Below are 20,796 nucleotides of genomic sequence, written 5' to 3'. Positions count from 1 at the left end.
TGCACGGCGTATAAGATTTCTCTTTCGCCCCAACGCACATGTCCATCTCTGCCCTGTCTGAAATGACAAGCTGTTTATTTATTGTTTTACAAACCCAATTCCTTCTTTATCTTCCCGGGCAGCTTATCAGCAATAAGCCTGTACGATTGCCTGATGTAATGCTCCCATTCCTTTTCACTTAAACTGCTGATATCACGCGCCAGCACCCATTTGTACCGGGCAATGTAGGGCTGTGGTTCCAGCCCTTCTTTGGAGATGATCTCTTCAAAATCCTCGGCAGGTACTTTGAACGATGCCGAAGGCGGCACACCGTCAGGGTAGGTAAACAGGAATGATTTACCGCCAACATTAAAGCACAGGTGTTCGCCCAGTTTAATTTCTTCGGCTACGCCGGGTAGCTTGTGGCAAATGGATTGAAGGGTTTCGATGGTCATGGTCATCTTCTATAAATACCGTAGAGATGCATAACTGCGTCTCCCGAATGCAAGGTAATTAACTGTTTACGGTCTTGCATAATCGGAGACGCAATTATGCGTCTCTACATAAAAATTTATCGCTTCTTCTTTGGCAATTTTATCAAACCGGATTTATACAGGTCAAGAGCCTCATTCAAAATAAACCGGATAGTATCAACAGGCAAATCTTCTTCAGGGTTAAAAACCATGATCTTGATCCGCGCACGATCTTCAAATGTTAAATTGGGATGATGCAGGTGTTTCCCCTCAACCATGCCTAAAAATGGATGTTGCGTTTTTTTATGGATCCACAGGTAGCAAAACATCTTACCCTTGTAATAAAAGAAAGGCATATTGTATTTCCACTCGGCGGTGATATCAGTATCTTGTGCCAGGATAATATCGCGCAGGGCAAGAAGGCAGCTTTTGTTGGGCTCCTCCTTGGTGAGGTAGAAGTGATCTATTGGGGTGAGCTGCATAACCTTATCATTCAGCCATATTGTTCAGTACTTCCAAAAACTTTTCCGATGGATAGATCTCGATATTATTACCCTCTATTTTATACCTCAGTTGTTCAAAAACTCCATCTTTATACCAGATTAAATTATTGTTGACTGTTCCAGGCCCCTGTTTACTCATATTATCAACTATGGGGACAATCGAAGTAACAGCGTTAACAACCGCTAATGTTTCAATTGGATATATAATTGCGGCATGCCGGTGAGGTACCCCGATAATCGCTCCCCAATTGCCAACGAGATGTTGTTTGTCCAGATCAAATATAATATTCGGTGCAAAAAAATGATCGCCCTGTGCAAGTAAGACTTCAAATTCGCCTATTTTTTCCCTCGAAATACTGCATGGATATTTCTTCCTTACATTTTCAATTCCTTTTTCAAATAGCTCATCATAGGTTTTATTCCATTTTGCCGCCCGCTCAGGTGTTATTGTTTTAATTGCATCAGGCAAGTCAAATACTAATACCTGAGCTATTTCACCTGCAATCATGCTATAAATCTTATTTTCTTCACCTCCGTATTCCAAGTAGTCTAAAGGGTAAATGCGGGTAGCAAGATATTTCTCTATCGTTTCGTAATCATCAATAATCTTATTAAAATCCTTATCAAATTGATTAGCCCTTATCATAGCATCAAAATGGCCGGAAATTAATTCATAGTAGTTTCGTCTCTCGTCCTGCCTGCATAATTGTGAAACGTTTGTTAAGCCCAATATATTCAATCCAAAATCATTAGGCCCTACCTTTATCGAGGCATCATCTCCTATCTCGTAACTGATGTTCTTTTTGTAAAAGAACTTATCAATTGCCTTGATAAAATCACGGTATTCAGCTTCACTAAAAAACGAAGCCCATTTGGGAACTACAATAGTATCTTTTTGGCGTTTAAAAAATGAAAACATAGCGTTTAGGATTTTATGTTAAAGATGCCGAACTTTTTTTCATCCACAAACAAATTAACTACAGCTATGGGATTTTCCCCACCATTATTTTGACATTCCCCTACCCAACCTTCACCTGCAAAATCCCTATCTTTGCGGCAACATAAATTACCCATCTATGCTTAAAGGATTTTTTAATGTTCCGGCACCAGTGAATGAGCCCGTTTTAAATTACGGTCCGCGGAGTTTGGAGCGTGTGGCGCTTAAGGCGGCTCTTGAAGCTGGCCGTGCCCAACAAATCGACATACCTATGTATATTGGCGGCAAAGAAGTACGTACCAACACCAAGTTGGAAATCCGTCCGCCGCATGATCATAAACATTTACTGGCTACCTTCAGCGAGGGCGATGCAAGCCATGTTACCGCCGCTATTGATGCTGCCCTTGCAGCTAAAGCCGACTGGGAAAACCTGGCCTGGGAACAGCGTGCCGCCATATTCCTGAAAGCTGCCGAACTTGTTGCCGGACCGTACCGCGCCGAGATCAACGCAGCCACCATGCTTGGCCAGTCAAAAAATGCTTACCAGGCCGAGATCGATTCGGCTTGCGAGTTGGTCGATTTTCTGCGTTTCAACGTAGAGTATATGACCGAGATCTATAAACAACAGCCACCTGTATCAGGCAAAGGTGTTTGGAACCGTGTGGAGCAACGTCCGTTGGAGGGTTTTGTGTTTGCACTTACTCCGTTCAACTTTACTGCTATTGCCGGTAACCTGCCCGCATCAGCAGCCATGATGGGCAACGTTGTGGTTTGGAAACCTGCTTACCCGCAGATCTATGCCGCTAACGTGATCATGAAGATCTTCAAAGAAGCCGGCGTACCTGATGGTGTTATCAACTTGATTTATGTTGATGGCCCGGTTGCAGGCGAGGTGATCTTTAACCATCCTGATTTTGCCGGCATCCACTTTACAGGTTCAACCAAGGTATTCCAGAACATCTGGCAAACAATTGGTACCAATATCCATAAATACAAAACCTACCCACGCATTGTAGGCGAAACCGGCGGTAAGGACTTTGTGCTTGCCCACCCAAGCGCCAATGCTGAAGTAGTAAGTACAGCCCTTGTTCGCGGCGCATTTGAATACCAGGGACAAAAATGTTCGGCTGCTTCAAGAGCTTATATCCCGGCGTCATTATGGCCTGCGGTAAAAGCAAACATGCAGCGTGATATTACCTCGTTTAAAATCGGTCCGGTAGAAGATTTTGAGAATTTTGTGAACGCAGTGATCACCGAAGTATCGTTTGATAAACTGGCAAAATACATCGATGCTGCCAAAGCCGACGAAGGAGTTGAAATTGTTGCCGGCGGTGGTTATGACAAAAGCCAGGGCTGGTTCATTGAGCCAACAGTACTGAAAGTTAAAGACCCGTATTACGTGACCATGTGCGAGGAGCTTTTTGGCCCGGTACTTACGGTTTACGTTTACGAAGACGATAAATTTGATGAGATCCTTGATATTGTAGATAAAACATCAATCTACGCGCTTACAGGCTCTATTATTTCTCAGGACAGGTATGCTATTGAAAAAGCTACTACCCGTTTACGTAACGCGGCAGGTAACTTCTATATCAATGATAAACCTACAGGCGCAGTAGTTGGTCAGCAGCCGTTTGGCGGTGCAAGAGGATCAGGCACTAACGATAAAGCCGGTTCAATGATCAATCTATTGCGTTGGGTATCGCCACGCACCATCAAAGAAACCTTTGATCCGCCAAAAGATTACAGGTATCCTTTTTTGGCTAAGGAAGTTTAGAATTAGAATCAGGAAGTCAAGATTCAGGAAGCAAGAATTAGCTTCTTTGAATAGATGACAAAAGATTAAAAAGAAACGTCATTGCGAGGTACGAAGCAATCCCCGATTTACAGAGCCGATCTGTATAGTTTGGGATTGCTTCGTACCTCGCAATGACGTTTTGTGTATATTCTTTTATTTAGTCCTTCTATCTTGATTCCTGAATCTTGGCTTCTTGATTCTTGACTTCTTTCTTCTTGGCTCTTGAATCTTGACTTCCTGACTCTCTTACTTAAATTTAAACACAGCATCCATCTTTTCATTGCTGGATGTGCTTACTTTCATATCGTTGATAACACCAGTGCTTAAGCTGTAAACCCAGCCATGTACAGAAAGGTCCTGGCCGTTTTTCCAGGCGTTTTGTACTATGGATGTTTTGCAAAGGTTGTTTACGTTCTCGATCACGTTTAACTCAACCAGGCGGTTGCTGCGCTCAGTTTCATCGGTAATGGCGTCAAGCTCATCGGCATGTAAACGGTAAACGTCTTTAATGTGGCGCAGCCAGTTATCAATCAGGCCGAATTGATTGTTACCCATAGCGGCATTAACACCGCCACAACCGTAGTGACCGGTTACAATCACATGTTTTACTTTTAGTACGTTTACCGCGTAGTCAAGCACGCTCAGCATGTTCATATCCGAGTGGATAACCATGTTGGCAATGTTGCGGTGCACAAAGATCTCGCCCGGGGCGGTATTGGTGATCTGGTTGGCAGGTACGCGACTATCGGCACAGCCAATCCATAGTACCGGTGGTTTTTGACCATTAGCCAGCTTATCAAAGTATTCTGGATCTTCGGCTAAAGCGCCTTCAATAAACTTTTTGTTTCCTTCCAGTAAACCTTCGTAGGTGATGTGACTGGTGTCATGAATTTGAGAACTCATAATTTTTTAAGATTGATGTTTTAAGATGCGGTTTGGCGTTTGCCCGGTGCAAACATACGGCTTAGTTTATGCAAAGCAAGCGGCGAAACGTCATAATACATTATGGTGAGCAAAATGAGTGGAATAAAGTAAAAAATGGCAAACTCATACAGGTTAAAGAAATAACCGCCGGCCAGTCCGCCAAATAAATAAAAGCCAAGCACGGTGCACCTTATCAGTATTTTATTGCCTGCTGCCTCGGTGTTTTTGGTACGCGGATGGAACCATTCGGCCACCTCACTGCCCAGGTCGGTAAATAAACCGGTTAAGTGGCTCGATTTGATCAACCCGCCCGAGATATTGGATACCAGACTGTTCTGCAGCCCCATCGAAAATAAAATAGCGCTGATCACTATTTCGCGTTCCAGTTGGGTTTCCTGGTAAAAATTATGGCCGTAAACGGCAACAGCCAGCAAAATAATAGCTTCTATTATCATGGGGGTAGAGTTTGCCCGCCACCGGCTCTTTTCCTCAAATGACCGCACTATAAAGCTGGATACAAATGCCCCGGCGAAGAACATCATCAGCCACACTAAAAAGATGATCATCTGGTGGTAATTCTGCTCAACAATATGCTTGGCCAAATTAGCTACATGCCCGGTTATGTTAGATGTAAAAGCCAGAAAAGCCAGCATCCCCGCTACGTTGGTAACCCCGGCTACAAATGCAGTCGATGAGGCCAGCATCAGGTTTTCTTTTAGCGTACGTTGTTCTTTTACGGCTTTAAGCATAGATATTTTCGCGGCAGAGGTTTCTGTTAAAATTACAAAAACTTAACCGCGTTTATGCTTGCTTGTTTGATACAACGGATAATACTTTAAACAGAATGGGAATAATTTTCATATCCCCTCTTCAGAGAGTAATAGCCCATGATTAGACAGTTAAATCAGAGTGGTGTGGCGCATAGTTGACTCACCCGGTCTGCGCTACGCTGGACCACCCTCTCTTCGCCTTTGGCGGAAAGAGGGTAAAGAAAAAATGAGAAGGAGGCCCCTCTTTACGCTTGCGTAGAGAGGGGTGACAAGCGTAGCGATGTCGAGGTGAGTCGATACGGCGGTTGTTCCTTACTTATGTCTTTTCATGGGCTATTACTCTCTTGAGAGGGGGCACCGGAGGAAAGAGCGACGGCAGGGGTGTGTTTCGTCCGCTATCCAATAACTGCATTGCTAAACACACCCCTCCGCCCCTCTCAAGAGGGGAATCGCACAAGTTCCCGCTTTTTAAACCCTTCCAGGGTGGGGTGCTGGCACAAAAAAATCCCGGCCACTTCCTAAGAGCCGGGATCAACTTAACAATCAAACCTCCCTTCGCCCCTTACAGCGTCGGAAGCACTGATCAAATTATATTTTAGTGTGCAGCCACCTCTTCAGTAGCAAACTCGTACACATAGCCTAAATTATGTGGGCTGCTGCTCGTAACCTGTTGGTCTTTAACCAGGCCACTGGCCAGGTCAATTACCCAACCATGCACTTCAAGGTCATGACGTTCTTTCCACGCGTTTTGAATAATGGTGGTTTTGCACAGGTTATAAACCTGCTCGCTCACATTCAGTTCAACCAGGCGCTTAACGCGGTCTGCTTCGTCAGCAATAGCGTCAAGCTCTTTGGCATGTAAACGGTAAACATCTTTAATGTGGCGCAGCCAGTTATCAATTAAACCAAACTGCTTATTGCTCATGGCTGCAGCAACACCTCCGCAACCATAGTGACCGGCAACAATAACGTGCTTTACTTTAAGTACGTTTACAGCGTAATCAAGCACGCTCAGCATGTTCATGTCAGAGTGTACGCATACGTTAGCAATATTGCGGTGTACAAACACTTCGCCGGGTTTGGTACCGGTTACTTCGTTGGCAGGCACGCGGCTGTCTGAGCAGCCTATCCAAAGCACTTCAGGGCTTTGGCCTTTGGCCAGGTTGGTGAAAAATTCGCTGTCTTCGGCCAGTTTACGCTCAACCCAGGCGGCATTGTTTTCAATTAACGTGTTATAGCTGTTTGCCTGAGCCAGTTTAATGTTGTTGATATCTATAACGGCTTTACCGTTTGTATTTTCTTGTGTTGACATTGTTTTTCGATTTTTTAGTTAGGGTTATAAACCATTTCTTTTAAAGGAGGTACATCATACTTCTCCTTTACTTCGTTCAGTTGCACAATAATGCCTTTTGTATAGGCATTGTGCTTGTAATTATGGATGATCTCCAGTACATCCGGATCAATATATCTTGAGCCCGATCCGTCGATCACTACTTCGGCCCCTTGCGGTAAGCTGGTAAGCGTTACCTGTATGGCAGCCTTGTTCAGGAAGGATACTTCCTCGGCAAGCTTGATTCTGATAACTTTTTTGCCGCCGTTTTTTTCCAGATGATAGAAATAAGGGTTACGCAGGTTAGTACGCAAAATATAAAAGATCCCTACCAGCATACCTATGCCTACACCGATAAGCAAATCGGTCATAACAACGGCTACAATGGTAACCACGAAAGGGATAAACTGGCTCAAGCCCTGATGCCACATGTGCTTGAAAAGGCTTATACGAGCCAGTTTATACCCAGTCATGAGCAGGATCGCTGCCAAACACGACAGCGGGATATGGTTAATCAAGGACGGTATCGCCAATAATGCAACCAATAAAAATATACCATGTATGATAGCGCTCATTTTGGTACGTGCGCCGGCATTTACGTTTGCCGATGAACGCACGATAACCGCAGTCATAGGTAAGCCGCCAAGCATACCGCTTACTATATTGCCCGCACCTTGAGCAAGTAGTTCGCGGTTGGTTGGCGATATGCGTTTGATAGGATCTATTTTATCTACAGCTTCAAGGCTCAGCAGTGTTTCCAGACTGGCCACAATGGCAATAGTGGCAGCCGTTATCCAAACCTGCTTGTTACCTATCTGCCCAAAATCCGGCGATTTAAACAGCGCGAAAAACTCAGCACTGCTGTTCACCAGCGGAATACGTACAAACTGCTTATCAAGCAAGGCAAGGCCTGTTCCGGAAAACGCAAGGCTTAGCCCGATACCGGCCAATACCACCAATAACGGGGCCGGAACTATAGCCAGCTTTTTAAACTTAGGCCAGTAGATCATAAAAGCCAGGGAGACGATACTTATGATCACCGCACCGTAGTTTATCCGGGCAAAAGCCCGCGTTATACCCGAAAAAGTATTGTGTTCGTCAATCTGCTTAAAACCTTCATCACCTTCAAAATCGGCATCATAGCCAACTGCGTGCGGAAATTGCTTCATGATTAAAATGATGCCAATTGCCGCCAGCATCCCTTCAATAACCGATGATGGGAAGTAGTTGGCTATAGTACCAGCTTTAATTATCCCCAGTATAATCTGGAAAGCGCCGGCAAGCACCAGGGCCATCAAAAAGGTTTCATAAGCACCTAATGAAGTGATTCCGTTAAGTACAATTACTGTTAAACCTGCCGCAGGGCCGGCCACGCTCAGTTGTGAACCGCTAAGCGTACCTACCACTATCCCGCCGATAATACCGGTTAATACACCGGCAAAAAGCGGTGCGCCTGAGGCCAGTGCTATGCCTAAACACAGCGGCAAAGCCACCAGGAATACAACGATACTTGAAGGAATGTCCCTTTTTAAGTTTTTGGACAAAAAATATTTTTTCAGGTTGAGATTGCCCATAGCAGACTCACCTTGCTTGATTTGCATAAGAATGAAAATTGAGTAAGATTGTTAAAATGAATTAAAAAGCATTGCTATCCGGATAGGGAAGTATCCGGTTAAATTCATTTTAAACGTTGGGCGGCGGTGTGGGTACTACAGGATGATATACCTGTTTGTATAAAGCATTTTCCTGGTTATGGAGAACCTTGCTTTCGGTAATGAATGTGATGAAGCTGATGGTGTGCAGGTCATACTCATCGAAGGTTTTTTTCTCCTTCATGAGGTCTTTCTCGGGGCTTTCCTTTTCAGTTTTGCTTTCCTGCTCCAGCTGGAGGATCACCGCACTTACCGTTTTATTATCAAGATATGAAAACAGGGGAGCAAGCGAAATGCCCATCTTTATTGCAAAGACGGTCATGAACAGCGCCACTACCCATATTTTATTATTCCTGATCTTCATCAACACAAATATATAAAAATCCGTTATCAAACTATCAGAATAAGTGACTAAAAGCTATTCTTACAATATAATTACTATTTTTAAGCAATTACTAACAACCTGAATTGTGGATAAAAAGCTTGATCTGTTAAGGCTTAAACGTCATGAAGCCATGCAGGGCGGAGGCCCGTTACGTATTGAAAGTCAGCATAAAAAAGGAAAATTAACGGCCCGTGAGCGATTACATTTCTTATTGGATGAAGGCTCATTCCAGGAAATAGGGATGCTGGTTACCCACCGCTCCATTGATTTTGGCATGGAGAAAGAAAAATATCCCGGCGACGGTGTTGTTACAGGTTACGGCACCATAAATGGGCGGCTCACCTATGTATTTTCGCAGGATTTTACGGTATTCGGCGGCTCACTTTCCGAAACCCATGCCGAAAAGATCTGCAAGATCATGGACCTCGCCCTTAAAAACGGGGCTCCCCTTATCGGCCTTAATGATTCGGGCGGTGCACGTATCCAGGAAGGCGTAGTATCCCTCGGCGGCTATGCCGATATTTTTTATCGTAATACTATGGCCTCGGGCGTTATCCCGCAAATCTCGGCCATTATGGGCCCGTGTGCAGGCGGCGCTGTTTATTCGCCCGCCATTACCGATTTTATTTTGATGGTTGAGCATACCTCGTACATGTTTGTTACCGGACCTAATGTTGTAAAAACCGTAACGCATGAGGTGGTAACATCCGAGGAGCTTGGAGGAGCCAACACTCACGCCAGTAAATCGGGCGTTACACATTTTGCCTGCGCTAATGAAATAGCCGCCATTCAGCATATCAAAAGCCTGTTAAGCTACATGCCTCAGAATTGTGAAGATAAGGCCCCTGCCGTTCCGTATGAAATTGGCGACGAGCTCAGGCCTGAGCTTAATACACTGTTACCTTCAGTTGCTTCTACTCCTTATGATATCCGTGAGGTTATTGATCATATCATCGACAAGAGTTCTTTTTTAGAAGTGCATAAAGATTTTGCCGAAAATATAGTGGTTGGCTTTGCGCGCCTGGCAGGGCGCAGCATTGGTATTGTTGCCAATCAGCCTGCTTTTTTGGCCGGTGTGCTTGACATTCATTCATCAACCAAGGCAGCACGCTTTGTGCGGTTTTGCGACTGTTTCAATATCCCGCTGCTGGTATTTGAGGATGTTCCCGGCTTTTTGCCCGGCACCGACCAGGAATGGAATGCCATTATTACCAACGGCGCCAAACTGTTGTATGCTTTTTGCGAGGCTACCGTTCCGCGGGTTACGGTAATTACCCGCAAGGCCTATGGCGGTGCTTATGATGTAATGAACTCTAAACATATCGGTGCCGACATGAACTTTGCCTGGCCATCGGCCGAAATTGCGGTGATGGGTGCCAAAGGTGCAGCCGAAATCATTTTTAAACGCGAGATCAGCAAGGCCGAAGACCATGAAGCCAAATGGCTGGAGATGGAGCAGCTGTATTCAGATACCTTTGCCAACCCCTATCGTGCTGCTGAGCGCGGCTTTATCGACGAAGTTATTGAACCCGCTGAAACCCGCATTAAGCTGATCGCCGCATTTAAAATGCTGGAGAATAAAGTGGTAAATAACCCAAGGAAAAAACACGGGAATATTCCGCTTTGATTTGAGGTGAAAGGCGAAAGGTAAAAGGTAAAAGGCGAAAGGTAATACCCAAAAGCGTCATTGCGAGCGGAGCGTGGCAATCCCCGATTAGCAGGTCCGCCTGTATAGTTCGCGATTGCTTCGTTCCTCGCAGTGACGTCTTTTTAATAGCATTTGACCTTTATAAGTTCTATTCCGTTTACTGGCGCAAGTATTGTGCGGCTGTCGGTGCCGGGATTACTTGTGCCTTCCGCATAAGACCTGATTGGACTTTCAGCACCAAATCCAAATTGAAAAGTCAGATTTGTTTACCTTTGCACTTCTAATTCCGAAATCGAACATCCGAAATCCGAAATGACAAATATCTCCATCGAACAAATCCGCCCCGAGCTTACGTGGCGGTTAAGGCAACGTATACTATATCCCGAAAGCAAGCTTTATGAAATGGAGATGGAGGAGGATAATCATGGGTATCATTTTGCTGCGTTTAATGATAATAATATCATAGCGGTAATATCCCTTTTTAAAAAGGATAACGACTGGCAGTTTCGAAAATTTGCTGTTGATGATACCATGCAAAACATGGGGATAGGTCGCACGGTATTACAGCATATCACTGATTTTGTCATTACAAATGGTGGTACCCGTCTGTGGTGTAATGCAAGGTTATCAGCCATAAACTTTTACCTTAAGGCTGGCTTTAACCATACCGGTAATTTCTTTTCAAAAAACGGCTTCGATTACGAGATCCTCGAAAAACAACTTATTCTTTCATCAAATCAACAATAATGGCTTTAGCAAAATCATTGGGTTGTTTTTGGTTTGATATTTTAGCCACATCAAGGGCAGCATCAATATCGCCCTGGGCTTCGTATACTACGGCAAGGTTGTAGGCCGCACGACTGGCAAGCTTCAGGTCGGGTCCATCAATAAGCGGATTAAGTACCTTGAAAGCCTGATCAAACTTTCCGGCTTTGATCAGTTCTACCGAACTGCTTAGCTGATCGCCATTGGCATACAAGGGCCTGTCATGATAATCGGTGTAGGGCAGATAGTCCTTCAGAGCGTCCAATGCCGAGTTGCGCATAGCATCAAATAAAGGGCCACCATGGGTAAGCAAGCTCGACGCACTGGCGTATGGATTGGTATCGTAGATCTCGGCTTCGCCATTTAACTTTTTCGAATAAATGCCGTTTGCTTCGTAAAGGGTAAAACTGGTATTGATCACTGTTGCGCGATAAACGGAAGGCACACCGTTATAGTTATCCTGCTTCCATTTGGTTTCACCCTTAAAATCTTCAAAGGCAAGCACATATGCAGCTTTATATTTTTTTGCCAAAAACTTAACCGAATCGGCATTGGCCGTAAAATTTACCGAATCAACCAATTGTACCACTTTTACCCCTGGCAATGCATGAAGCTGGATGGCGGCATTGTTGATAGCGGTATAGGCGGCAGCTTTAAATGTAGCCAATACGCGTTTGCCCCGGTTACGGGTTGAGTCGGGCATATAATGGTTAATCACCACTATGGTTGTTCTGGCCCGGCTAAAATTTAGTTTCGGAGCATAATCAACCGGTACATTTACATATTGAGGAACGCTGCATGCTGCTAAAAAACATGCGGCAAATAAGATACAAGTAAGCCTTAATAGTTTCACTTCAGTAAAAATTAAATATCGCGGAAAGGTATAACATAAGCATGAAAGCATTATGAAATAGCCGGTCATTTTTGTATCAAAACAAACAAGAGCCTTTATTGTGACTAAATATTTGCAACAACGTTTAACGGTACGGCAAATTTTGTTAACTCACGTTAAGAATATTATATCAGATTGTTAAAATCTAATTTATTAATAGTCCTTATCGAACATTTTAATAAAAAAACACTTTAATTAATATGAAATTGTTATTTTAGCTACCAATTAAGCTGTTGAAATTTGCAGCATTATTTAATTAGGTTTAATGTAAATATGGCTAAAAAGAAATCTGACGCTCCGCAGCATACCTCCGTTGTAAACGAAACTTCACTCGCGTTTTTCGAAAAATATATCAATAACCCGTCGCCTACCGGTTTTGAATGGAAAGGCCAGGAGCTATGGCTGGAATATCTGAAGCCTTATATTGACACCCATTATGTTGATAACTATGGCACTGCAGTTGGCATCATCAACCCCAAGGCAGATTACAAAGTGGTTATCGAGGCCCACGCCGATGAAATTTCATGGTTTGTGAACTATATCACCAACGATGGTTTAATATATGTTATCCGCAACGGCGGTTCAGATCACCAGATAGCGCCTTCAAAACGTGTTAATATCCATACCGATAATGGCGTTGTTAAAGCTGTTTTCGGCTGGCCCGCTATCCACACCCGCCTGGGCGGCGATAAGGAAGAGGCCCCTACCCTTAAAAATATCTTTTTAGATTGTGGCTGCACCTCAAAAGAAGAAGTTGAAAAACTGGGTATCCACGTAGGTTGTGTTATTACTTACGAGGATGAGTTTATGGTGCTTAACGACCGTTATTATGTTGGCCGCGCGCTTGATAACCGTGCCGGCGGCTTCATGATTGCTGAGGTAGCCCGTTTGCTCAAAGAGAATAATGTAAAGCTACCTTTCGGCCTGTATATAGTTAATGCAGTGCAGGAAGAAATAGGTTTACGCGGTGCCGAAATGATAGCCCATAAAATAAAACCCAACGTGGCTATTGTTACCGACGTAACACATGATACGCAAACGCCAATGATCAACAAAATTACCCAGGGCGATCTGGCCTGCGGTAAAGGTCCGGTTGTATCGTACGCTCCTGCAGTTCAAAATAACCTGAATAAGCTGCTTATTGAAAGTGCTCAAAAGGCAGGGATCCCGTTCCAGCGCCAGGCATCATCACGTTCAACCGGTACCGATACAGATGCTTTTGCTTACTCCAATGATGGCGTACCATCGGCATTGATCTCGTTACCATTACGTTATATGCATACCACTGTGGAGATGATCCACAAAGAGGATGTTGACAACGTGATCCGTTTGATATATGAATCGCTTTTAAATATACAGGCCGGCCAGGATTTCAGGTATATCAAATAACAAAAATGAAATTTGCAAAACAATAAAAGCAAAAATTCATTCATACATAAAAATTTAGTTAAGTATTAAAAATCACTCTTTTTAAATAACCCCCTCATTTATCTATGAAACCAACCTTACTGATACTGGCCGCAGGAATGGCCAGCCGCTATGGTAGCATGAAACAAGTTGACGGCTTTGGCCCCAACGGTGAAACAATTATTGACTATTCGATCTATGACGCTATAAAAGCCGGCTTTGGTAAAGTTACATTTATCATCCGCGAAGAGTTTGTTGATAGCTTTAAAGCCATTTTTGAGCCTAAACTGGCTGGCCGTGTTGAAACAGATTATGTTTTCCAGAGCTATGATCTTAAGCAATTCGGTATTGATAAAGAAATTGAGCGCGCTAAACCATGGGGAACAGCTCATGCAGTGCTTGCTGCACGCAACCAGGTAAACGAGCCTTTTTGCGTGATCAATGCTGATGATTACTATGGTTATGATGCATTTGAAAAAATGGCTAAATTTTTAACTACCGAAGTTAAAGACGACCTGTATTCACTGATCGGTTACCAGATTGACCGGACTTTATCTGATTACGGCTCTGTATCGCGCGGCGTATGTAAAGTGGACGATAACGGTAACATGGTTGAAATTAACGAACGTACTGAAGTTTATTTTAAAGAAGACGGCAGCGTGGCATACAAAGATGCTACAGGCGAATATGCGCTTCCTAACGATACCCGTGTATCAATGAACTTCTGGGGCTTTACTCCGGCTATCTTTAAACAAAGCGAGCAAATGTTTGTTGACTTTGTTGCTGCTAACGAAAACAACCCTAAAGCCGAATTCTTTATCCCGCTTGCCGCAGATAAACTGATCAAAGATGGTACTGCTGCATTTAAAGTGATCCCAACTGGCTCAAAGTGGTTTGGTGTTACTTATAAAGAAGATAAGCCTATCGTTCAAAAAAGCATATCTGAACTGGTAGCTAATGGTGTTTATCCTGAAAAGCTTTGGGACTAAATAGCTAACGAGTTTAAAAAGCAAAGCTCCCGCCGGTATAACCGAACGGGAGCTTTTTATTTATATATGTTTAATTAAAAATTAGTCCTGATAAATAAAGAATGTTTTTTGATTGTTTTCTTCGTAAACGTGTAAGGTTTTCTTAACCACCTGGTTGTTTGTTTTAACTTCCATGATGTAATCACCGTCTTCAAGGTTAGTTAAAACGTAGCCTCTTTCAACATCTGTTTTAGTTGATACCACATCTTTAAGCAAAAGCTCATTTTGTTTGCTGTAAACGCGTACAAATGAACGGCCGTTGTCTGATTTTGCAAGGGTCAATTTAACACCGCGGTCGTGATCAAGTGCGCGGAAGAATACAACATCTTTTGCTTTCGGGGTTACATCGGCTGCTTTAGCTGCTGTGGTAGCAAATACACCTGCGGTTAATAAGAAGAATAATGCTGATAATTTTATTGAAGTTTTCATGATTTTGAGCTTTTAAGTATTGTTAATATTTTGTGTTTGTTATTTTCAATGATCAAATGAACAACATTAATTTTAACTGCTAAAAAGTGTTATACCAGCGCTTTATAAATATAGACCAATGCCAAAAAGCACTCGGCAAACGCTTAAAACCTATTAATTATCAATATTTTACAAGTTGGTCGAAAATTCCGGGGCGTTGATCGGGCAGGAAGGCGGGTTTGTCGTTTTTGAGGGTGGAATAGAAAATTTCGTGCAACGTTTTGAAAGTTATATTTAAAGAATCAACAGCCTTTTAATACCGCCCCTTTAATCTTGCGCTCGTTTGTAACGAGCGCTTAATATGGTGTAGCGATTGCATCGCCAGTTGCGTTATAAACGCAAACCCAGGTTACGCACTCGTTACAAACGAGCGCGTAACCATAAGTTTTAAATAAAAAATTGTCATTTCGATAGAGCAGAGGAGGCCTAAGCATGGGAGCGAAAGAGAAATCTTATACGCCCTGTAGAGCCGCTTTACATAGTTTAGAGTTGGATGTATAAGATTTCTCCTCACCACATCCGCACATTCCCCCAACCGGGTTCGTCGAAATGACATCTTCTTTTAATTCATCATATAATTAAAAGATATGGATGCACGACAGATTACAAACGAGCGCGAGTCGATAAAAATAAATGCAACGTTTTCAAAATCCACATTTAACAAAACCAACCAAACCAAACAACGTTGCCTTTAAGTATCCTATCCATTCCGGATACATCACAGGCATGAATTTAGAAATAGCAGGCAACGTACAAGGCTTTAAACAACAGGATGGTGCTTTAACAATCAAAACTGCCGAAGCCGAAGCAAGGGTTTATATCTATAGTCCAACTATTATCCGGGTTAACATCAGCAAAAATTTTAATCCTGATGACACATCCTTCGCGGTGATCAGGCAGCCATTGGCCGATTTTGACTTTGACGAGTCATCAGCCAATATTGATATTATCACATCTGCCTTAAAGCTCAGCATCCAGAAATCACCGCTACGGTTCAACTTCTTTACTACAGATGGTATCTCACTGAGCGAGGACGACAGCCGATTTGGCACCAACTGGCAGGGCGAACGGGTAACCTGCTTCCGCCGCTTATTTGAAGGAGAAAGGTTTATCGGCTTAGGAGAAAAAACCGGTAACCTTGACAGGCGCGGTGCAGCCTATGTAAACTGGAATACCGATGCGCCTAACTATACACCCGAATCTGATCCTTTATATAAAACCTTTCCCTTTTTTATAGGTCTGCACAGCGGGTTAACCTACGGCCTGTTTCTCGACAATACCCATAAAAGTTATTTCGACTTCGGCGCATCTACAGATGAGGAAACAAGCTGGTTCGGCGCTGATGGCGGCGACCTGAATTATTATTTTTTCGGGGCGCAGGGAGTTGCTAAAATCATTGAAGACTATACCTGGCTCACCGGTCGTATGGAAATGCCGCCCCTCTGGAGCCTTGGCTACCAGCAATGCCGCTGGAGCTATATGAGTGCCGATGAAGTATTGAACATCGCCCAAACGTTTCGCAAAAAGCAAATCCCTTCCGATGTGATGTATTGCGATATCGACTACATGGACGATTTCAAGATCTTCACCTGGAACAAAAAAACCTTCCCCAAACCCAAACAACTGCTGGGTAAACTTAAGGCGATGAACTTCAAGCTGGTTACTATTGTTGATCCAGGCATTAAGGTGGAAGAAGGTTACAAAGAATATGATGAAGGCATTGAACGGGATTATTTTGCCAAATATCCCGATGGAGAAAATTATACCGGCTATGTATGGCCCGGCCGCTGCCACTTTCCCGATTTTTTCAGGGAGGATGTGCGCGAATGGTGGGGCGCAGCGTTTAAGGCTCTTACCAATCCTGGTGTTGAAGGTTTTTGGAACGACATGAATGAGCCCGCCGCATGGGGACAAAATATCCCCTGGATAGTAAAATTTGGTGATAAGTTTATGCCAGAGGTACGTAATGCTTACGGTATGCAAATGGCCCGGGCCACTTATGAAGGCACCAGGAAGATCCTGGGCAATAAACGACCGTTTGTACTTACCCGTGCCGCTTACTCGGGCACACAACGTTATTCGGCTGTGTGGACGGGCGATAATACCGCTACCGATGCCCACATGCTGTTAGGGCACCGGTTAGTGAATAGCCTTGGCCTTACAGGTATGGCCTTTGTTGGCGTTGATATCGGTGGCTTCAGCGGCAACCCTACGCCCGAGCTGATGGTACGGTGGAATTCACTGGGTACTTATATCCCAATGTTCCGCAATCATGCCATACAGGGCAGCAAAATGCGCGAGCCATGGGAATGGGGTGAAGATAATGAGCAGATCATCAAAAAAGATATAGAGCAACGTTATAAACTCCTGCCCTATTTGTACAGCAGCTTTTATCAATCAACCCAAACAGGTTTACCGGTAAGTCGTACATTGGCTATTGAGCACACGGCAGATGAAAACATTTTCGACAAGCGTTTTCAAAATGAGTTTATGTTTGGCGATGCTATGCTGGTTGTACCGGTTGAAAGCACTAAACTTAATGAAGATATTTACCTGCCTAAAGGATCCTGGTACCGGTTAAGCAGCGATCAGCTTTATGAGGGTGAACAGATTGTCAACGTGCCGGCGCCATTAACAGATCTGCCTGTATTTGTAAAGGCCGGCAGCATTATCCCTATGCAAAGTGTTGTTCAAAGTACCAATGATAAAGGCGATGGGATATTGCAAATCCATATTTGGAATGGCAGCGAGGCTAATAGCTTTGTTTATTATGAAGATGATGGTGTGTCATATGATTATGAGCAGGGTGTTTATTATAAACGTGTGATCCGTTTTGATCCTGTAAATAAAAGCATCAGTTTATCGGTGGTTGAAGGGGCATTTAAATCGCGGTTTGTGCAGTTGAAACTTGTTTTGCATGGGTTTGAGGGGATAAAATTGAACGATGAGGTCATTGTGAATGACAATAGGGAGATTCAGGTGAAATTATAAATCGTCATTGGTCATTTTGAAATTCTTGTGATACTAATTACATTCGGTTAAGTATCATCAAATAATGGCCAATACCTTTTCGCAGATTTACCTTCAATTTGTTTTCGCAGTTAAAGACAGGTATAATCTTATATCAGGCAATAATAAAGAAGAATTGCATAAATATATCACCTCATTAATTCAAGCCCGAGGTGCAAAATTGCTTGCTGTAAATTGCATGCCTGATCATATACACATTTTTGTCGGATTCAAACCCACCATATTAATCTCCGATTTTGTAAAGGAAATTAAGGTGCAAAGCAACGAATTTATTAATAGCAAAAATTGGATAAAAGGTAGATTTCAATGGCAGGAAGGGTATGGAGTTTTCTCCTATTCGCAATCACATATCAACTCGGTGATAAAATATATTCAAAACCAGGAAATCCATCATCAGAAAAAGACATTTAAGCAAGAATATATAACGTTGTTGGAAAAATTTGAAGTTCCGTTCGAAGAGAGGTATTTATTTGATTTTATTGAACAATAACGTATTCGTGATAAAAAGCTGTGAACACGAGGCACCTACGGAGCCGGAAAGCTGTTACTTGGTTATGCTATAAACACGTGACTCCTACCGGAGTCCTTAGACCGATTAGAAACAAAAAGAGCATACTTACAATTAAACCCCATAGGGGTACCGTGTTTATAGCAAATGAATAGAAATCTTTCCTGGCTCCGTAGGTGCCTCGTTCAACTCCATGCTTTAGCCACAAAGCTTCCCATCCCACAAAAAAGCCCGGTCTGGAATTAACCAAACCGGGCTTCTGTTATAAAACAAAATTAATTATTTCACTTCTTCAAAATCAACATCTGTTACAGTGTCAGAGTTGTCTTGTGCACCTGCACCGTTATCACCGGCATTTGGTGCACCTTGAGCGCCTTCGGCAGAAGCTTTGTACATATCTTCAGATGCAGCAGTCCAGGCAGTGTTAAGCTCGGTTTGTGCAGCTTCGATAGCATCAAAGTTTTTAGCTGAATAAGCTTCTTTCAATTTAGCTAAACCAGCTTCGATAGGTGCTTTTTTATCAGCAGGGATCTTATCGCCGTATTCTTTCAGTTGTTTTTCTGTCGAGAAGATCAGGGCATCGGCAGCGTTCAGTTTTTCAACTTCTTCTTTTGCCTTTTTGTCAGCATCAGCATTAGCTTCAGCTTCATCCTTCATCTTTTTGATCTCGGCATCAGTTAAACCTGAAGAAGCTTCGATACGGATTTTTTGCTCTTTACCTGTAGCTTTATCTTTTGCAGATACATGCAGGATACCGTTAGCATCAATATCGAAAGTAACTTCAATTTGTGGTACACCGCGAGGTGCTGGTGGAATGCCATCCAAGTGGAAACGACCTATAGTACGGTTACCCGCAGCCATTGGGCGCTCACCTTGTAATATGTGGATCTCAACTGATGGCTGGCTGTCGCTGGCGGTTGAGAAAGTTTCAGATTTTTTAGTAGGGATAGTAGTGTTTGACTCGATCAATTTAGTCATTACACCACCCATAGTTTCGATACCTAATGAAAGCGGGGTAACGTCAAGTAACAATACGTCCTTAACCTCACCTGTTAATACACCACCCTGGATAGCAGCACCGATAGCAACAACTTCATCTGGGTTAACACCTTTTGAAGGAGCTTTACCAAAGAATTTTTGTACAGCTTCCTGGATAGCAGGGATACGGGTTGAACCACCTACCAAAATCACTTCGTCGATATCAGAAGTGCTTAAGCCAGCATTTTTCAAAGCTGATTTACAAGGCTCAATAGTACGTTTGATCAGGTTATCAGCCAGTTGCTCAAATTTAGCACGGGTTAAAGTTTTAACCAAGTGTTTAGGCATGCCATCAACTGCAGTGATGTATGGCAGGTTGATTTCAGTTTGAGCTGAGCTTGATAATTCAATTTTAGCTTTCTCGGCCGATTCTTTTAAGCGTTGTAAAGCCATTGGGTCTTTACGCAGGTCGATACCTTCATCGCTTTTAAATTCTTCTGCCAACCAGTCAATAATTACCTGGTCAAAGTCGTCACCACCTAAGTGAGTATCGCCATCAGTTGATTTAACTTCGAAAACGCCATCGCCCAACTCCAGGATAGATACGTCATGCGTACCACCACCGCAGTCAAACACAGCAATTTTCATATCCTTGTGTGCTTTATCAAAACCGTAAGCCAAAGCAGCAGCAGTAGGCTCGTTAATGATACGGCGAACTTTTAAACCTGCAATTTCACCGGCTTCTTTAGTAGCCTGACGCTGAGCATCATTAAAGTAAGCAGGAACGGTAATAACCGCTTCGGTTACTTCGGTACCTAAGAAATCTTCGGCAGTTTTCTTCATTTTTTGAAGGATCATTGCAGAAATTTCTTGTGGGGTATATTTACGGTCGCCAATTTCAACACGTGGAGTGTTGTTGTCGCCTTTAACTACTTTATAAGGTACACGTGCCGCTTCACTTGTAACTTCACTAAACTGGTTACCCATAAAGCGTTTGATTGACGAAATGGTTTTTGTAGGGTTTGTGATAGCCTGACGTTTTGCAGGGTCACCAACTTTACGTTCGCCATTATCAATAAAAGCTACTACAGACGGCGTAGTACGTTTACCCTCGCTGTTAGCTATAACTACAGGCTCGTTGCCTTCCATTACAGCAACGCAGGAGTTAGTTGTTCCTAAGTCGATTCCAATTATTTTAGACATATATGATTGTTTTTTCTTTTTGATTTATTGTTTACTTACCACCGCTATTCATCAATGCGTGTGCCAATATGCCAATGGCAGTAAAAATTGCATGTAATTGTCAGTTCATGAACAAGGC

18 protein-coding genes are annotated in these 20,796 nt (G+C 43.2%); 7 read left to right on the top strand and 11 right to left on the bottom strand.

All coding sequences use genetic code 11. From position 1 onward, the window contains the following. Positions 1-86: 86 nt before the first annotated feature. The 3 genes from BMX50_RS24830 to BMX50_RS24820 form a co-directional block, all read right to left on the bottom strand. Complete coding sequence (locus BMX50_RS24830) at positions 87-434, bottom strand: MmcQ/YjbR family DNA-binding protein (RefSeq protein ID WP_167668104.1); 348 nt, start codon at positions 432-434, stop codon at positions 87-89. A gap of 116 nt (positions 435-550) precedes the next feature. Beyond that, on the bottom strand, positions 551-934 hold the full coding sequence (locus BMX50_RS24825; RefSeq protein WP_091216068.1) for a DUF1801 domain-containing protein: 384 nt from the start codon (positions 932-934) through the stop codon (positions 551-553). A gap of 7 nt (positions 935-941) precedes the next feature. Continuing rightward, a complete protein-coding gene (locus BMX50_RS24820; protein ID WP_091216064.1) occupies positions 942-1,874 on the bottom strand; it encodes a DUF1444 domain-containing protein in 933 nt (310 codons plus the stop codon). Positions 1,875-2,031: 157 nt separating this feature from the next. Between BMX50_RS24820 and pruA the strand changes: the two genes are divergently transcribed. Next, a complete protein-coding gene (gene pruA, locus BMX50_RS24815) occupies positions 2,032-3,669 on the top strand; it encodes an L-glutamate gamma-semialdehyde dehydrogenase (RefSeq protein ID WP_091216060.1) in 1,638 nt (545 codons plus the stop codon). 267 nt (positions 3,670-3,936) lie between these two features. Here the strand turns inward: pruA and can (BMX50_RS24810) are convergent, their stop codons facing one another. The 5 genes from can (BMX50_RS24810) to BMX50_RS24790 form a co-directional block, all read right to left on the bottom strand. Then, positions 3,937-4,593: a carbonate dehydratase gene (gene can / locus BMX50_RS24810; RefSeq protein ID WP_091216057.1), complete on the bottom strand. Its 657-nt coding sequence runs from the start codon at positions 4,591-4,593 to the stop codon at positions 3,937-3,939. Positions 4,594-4,613: 20 nt separating this feature from the next. Then, entirely contained in the window at positions 4,614-5,363 is a 750-nt protein-coding gene (locus BMX50_RS24805; RefSeq protein ID WP_091216054.1) for a YoaK family protein, read from the bottom strand. Between the two features lie 616 nt (positions 5,364-5,979). Then, positions 5,980-6,696, bottom strand: coding sequence for a carbonate dehydratase (can, locus tag BMX50_RS24800; protein ID WP_091216048.1), 717 nt, complete (start codon positions 6,694-6,696; stop codon positions 5,980-5,982). A gap of 14 nt (positions 6,697-6,710) precedes the next feature. Then, positions 6,711-8,315 (bottom strand): SulP family inorganic anion transporter, encoded by a 1,605-nt coding sequence (locus tag BMX50_RS24795; RefSeq protein WP_394332325.1) that lies wholly within the window; start codon positions 8,313-8,315, stop codon positions 6,711-6,713. Positions 8,316-8,397: 82 nt separating this feature from the next. Further along, positions 8,398-8,730: a hypothetical protein gene (locus BMX50_RS24790; RefSeq protein WP_091216044.1), complete on the bottom strand. Its 333-nt coding sequence runs from the start codon at positions 8,728-8,730 to the stop codon at positions 8,398-8,400. Positions 8,731-8,836: 106 nt separating this feature from the next. On the opposite strand from BMX50_RS24790, the gene BMX50_RS24785 reads away from it, so the two are divergent. Together BMX50_RS24785 and BMX50_RS24780 are read left to right on the top strand one after the other, a co-directional pair. After that, positions 8,837-10,378, top strand: a complete 1,542-nt coding sequence (locus BMX50_RS24785) for an acyl-CoA carboxylase subunit beta (RefSeq protein ID WP_244281096.1) — start codon at positions 8,837-8,839, stop codon at positions 10,376-10,378. Positions 10,379-10,711: 333 nt separating this feature from the next. After that, positions 10,712-11,146 carry a GNAT family N-acetyltransferase gene (locus BMX50_RS24780; RefSeq protein ID WP_091216040.1) on the top strand — a complete coding sequence of 145 codons (435 nt, stop codon included), beginning with the start codon at positions 10,712-10,714 and terminating at the stop codon, positions 11,144-11,146. Here BMX50_RS24780 and BMX50_RS24775 read toward each other — a convergent pair. After that, positions 11,121-12,017, bottom strand: a complete 897-nt coding sequence (locus BMX50_RS24775) for a DUF6340 family protein (protein ID WP_143065256.1) — start codon at positions 12,015-12,017, stop codon at positions 11,121-11,123. The two genes, BMX50_RS24780 and BMX50_RS24775, sit on opposite strands and share 26 nt — an antisense overlap. 312 nt (positions 12,018-12,329) lie before the next feature. Here BMX50_RS24775 and BMX50_RS24770 point away from each other — a divergent pair, with 312 nt between their 5' ends. Continuing rightward, on the top strand, positions 12,330-13,445 hold the full coding sequence (locus BMX50_RS24770) for a M42 family metallopeptidase (protein WP_090534250.1): 1,116 nt from the start codon (positions 12,330-12,332) through the stop codon (positions 13,443-13,445). Between the two features lie 104 nt (positions 13,446-13,549). Further along, positions 13,550-14,452 (top strand): nucleotidyltransferase family protein, encoded by a 903-nt coding sequence (locus BMX50_RS24765; RefSeq protein ID WP_091216032.1) that lies wholly within the window; start codon positions 13,550-13,552, stop codon positions 14,450-14,452. Between the two features lie 81 nt (positions 14,453-14,533). On the opposite strand, the gene BMX50_RS24760 is transcribed toward BMX50_RS24765, so the two are convergent. Further along, entirely contained in the window at positions 14,534-14,920 is a 387-nt protein-coding gene (locus BMX50_RS24760) for a hypothetical protein (RefSeq protein ID WP_091216028.1), read from the bottom strand. A gap of 672 nt (positions 14,921-15,592) precedes the next feature. Between BMX50_RS24760 and BMX50_RS24755 the strand changes: the two genes are divergently transcribed. Together BMX50_RS24755 and tnpA are read left to right on the top strand one after the other, a co-directional pair. Then, positions 15,593-17,950: a glycoside hydrolase family 31 protein gene (locus BMX50_RS24755; RefSeq protein ID WP_091216025.1), complete on the top strand. Its 2,358-nt coding sequence runs from the start codon at positions 15,593-15,595 to the stop codon at positions 17,948-17,950. 64 nt (positions 17,951-18,014) lie between these two features. Next, positions 18,015-18,479 (top strand): IS200/IS605 family transposase, encoded by a 465-nt coding sequence (gene tnpA, locus BMX50_RS24750; RefSeq protein WP_091216022.1) that lies wholly within the window; start codon positions 18,015-18,017, stop codon positions 18,477-18,479. A 297-nt stretch (positions 18,480-18,776) separates the two neighbouring features. Here the strand turns inward: tnpA and dnaK are convergent, their stop codons facing one another. Further along, positions 18,777-20,678: a molecular chaperone DnaK gene (gene dnaK, locus BMX50_RS24745; RefSeq protein WP_091216017.1), complete on the bottom strand. Its 1,902-nt coding sequence runs from the start codon at positions 20,676-20,678 to the stop codon at positions 18,777-18,779. Positions 20,679-20,796: the final 118 nt, after the last annotated feature.

The organism is Mucilaginibacter gossypiicola, from assembly GCF_900110105.1.
Classification (GTDB): domain Bacteria; phylum Bacteroidota; class Bacteroidia; order Sphingobacteriales; family Sphingobacteriaceae; genus Mucilaginibacter; species Mucilaginibacter gossypiicola.
Note: the sequence above shows the minus strand (reverse complement) of the source record. Positions and strands in the feature narration are given on the sequence as shown.

Bases quoted from the DNA above. Each gene is read 5' to 3' on its own strand.
- BMX50_RS24830 (WP_167668104.1), bottom strand. From the start codon at position 434: ATGACCATCGAAACCCTTCAATCCATTTGCCACAAGCTACCCGGCGTA.
- BMX50_RS24825 (WP_091216068.1), bottom strand. From the start codon at position 934: ATGCAGCTCACCCCAATAGATCACTTCTACCTCACCAAGGAGGAGCCC.
- BMX50_RS24820 (WP_091216064.1), bottom strand. From the start codon at position 1,874: ATGTTTTCATTTTTTAAACGCCAAAAAGATACTATTGTAGTTCCCAAA.
- pruA (WP_091216060.1), top strand. From the start codon at position 2,032: ATGCTTAAAGGATTTTTTAATGTTCCGGCACCAGTGAATGAGCCCGTT.
- can (WP_091216057.1), bottom strand. From the start codon at position 4,593: ATGAGTTCTCAAATTCATGACACCAGTCACATCACCTACGAAGGTTTA.
- BMX50_RS24805 (WP_091216054.1), bottom strand. From the start codon at position 5,363: ATGCTTAAAGCCGTAAAAGAACAACGTACGCTAAAAGAAAACCTGATG.
- can (WP_091216048.1), bottom strand. From the start codon at position 6,696: ATGTCAACACAAGAAAATACAAACGGTAAAGCCGTTATAGATATCAAC.
- BMX50_RS24795 (WP_394332325.1), bottom strand. From the start codon at position 8,315: ATGCAAATCAAGCAAGGTGAGTCTGCTATGGGCAATCTCAACCTGAAA.
- BMX50_RS24790 (WP_091216044.1), bottom strand. From the start codon at position 8,730: ATGAAGATCAGGAATAATAAAATATGGGTAGTGGCGCTGTTCATGACC.
- BMX50_RS24780 (WP_091216040.1), top strand. From the start codon at position 10,712: ATGACAAATATCTCCATCGAACAAATCCGCCCCGAGCTTACGTGGCGG.
- BMX50_RS24770 (WP_090534250.1), top strand. From the start codon at position 12,330: ATGGCTAAAAAGAAATCTGACGCTCCGCAGCATACCTCCGTTGTAAAC.
- BMX50_RS24765 (WP_091216032.1), top strand. From the start codon at position 13,550: ATGAAACCAACCTTACTGATACTGGCCGCAGGAATGGCCAGCCGCTAT.
- BMX50_RS24760 (WP_091216028.1), bottom strand. From the start codon at position 14,920: ATGAAAACTTCAATAAAATTATCAGCATTATTCTTCTTATTAACCGCA.
- BMX50_RS24755 (WP_091216025.1), top strand. From the start codon at position 15,593: ATGCAACGTTTTCAAAATCCACATTTAACAAAACCAACCAAACCAAAC.
- tnpA (WP_091216022.1), top strand. From the start codon at position 18,015: ATGGCCAATACCTTTTCGCAGATTTACCTTCAATTTGTTTTCGCAGTT.
- dnaK (WP_091216017.1), bottom strand. From the start codon at position 20,678: ATGTCTAAAATAATTGGAATCGACTTAGGAACAACTAACTCCTGCGTT.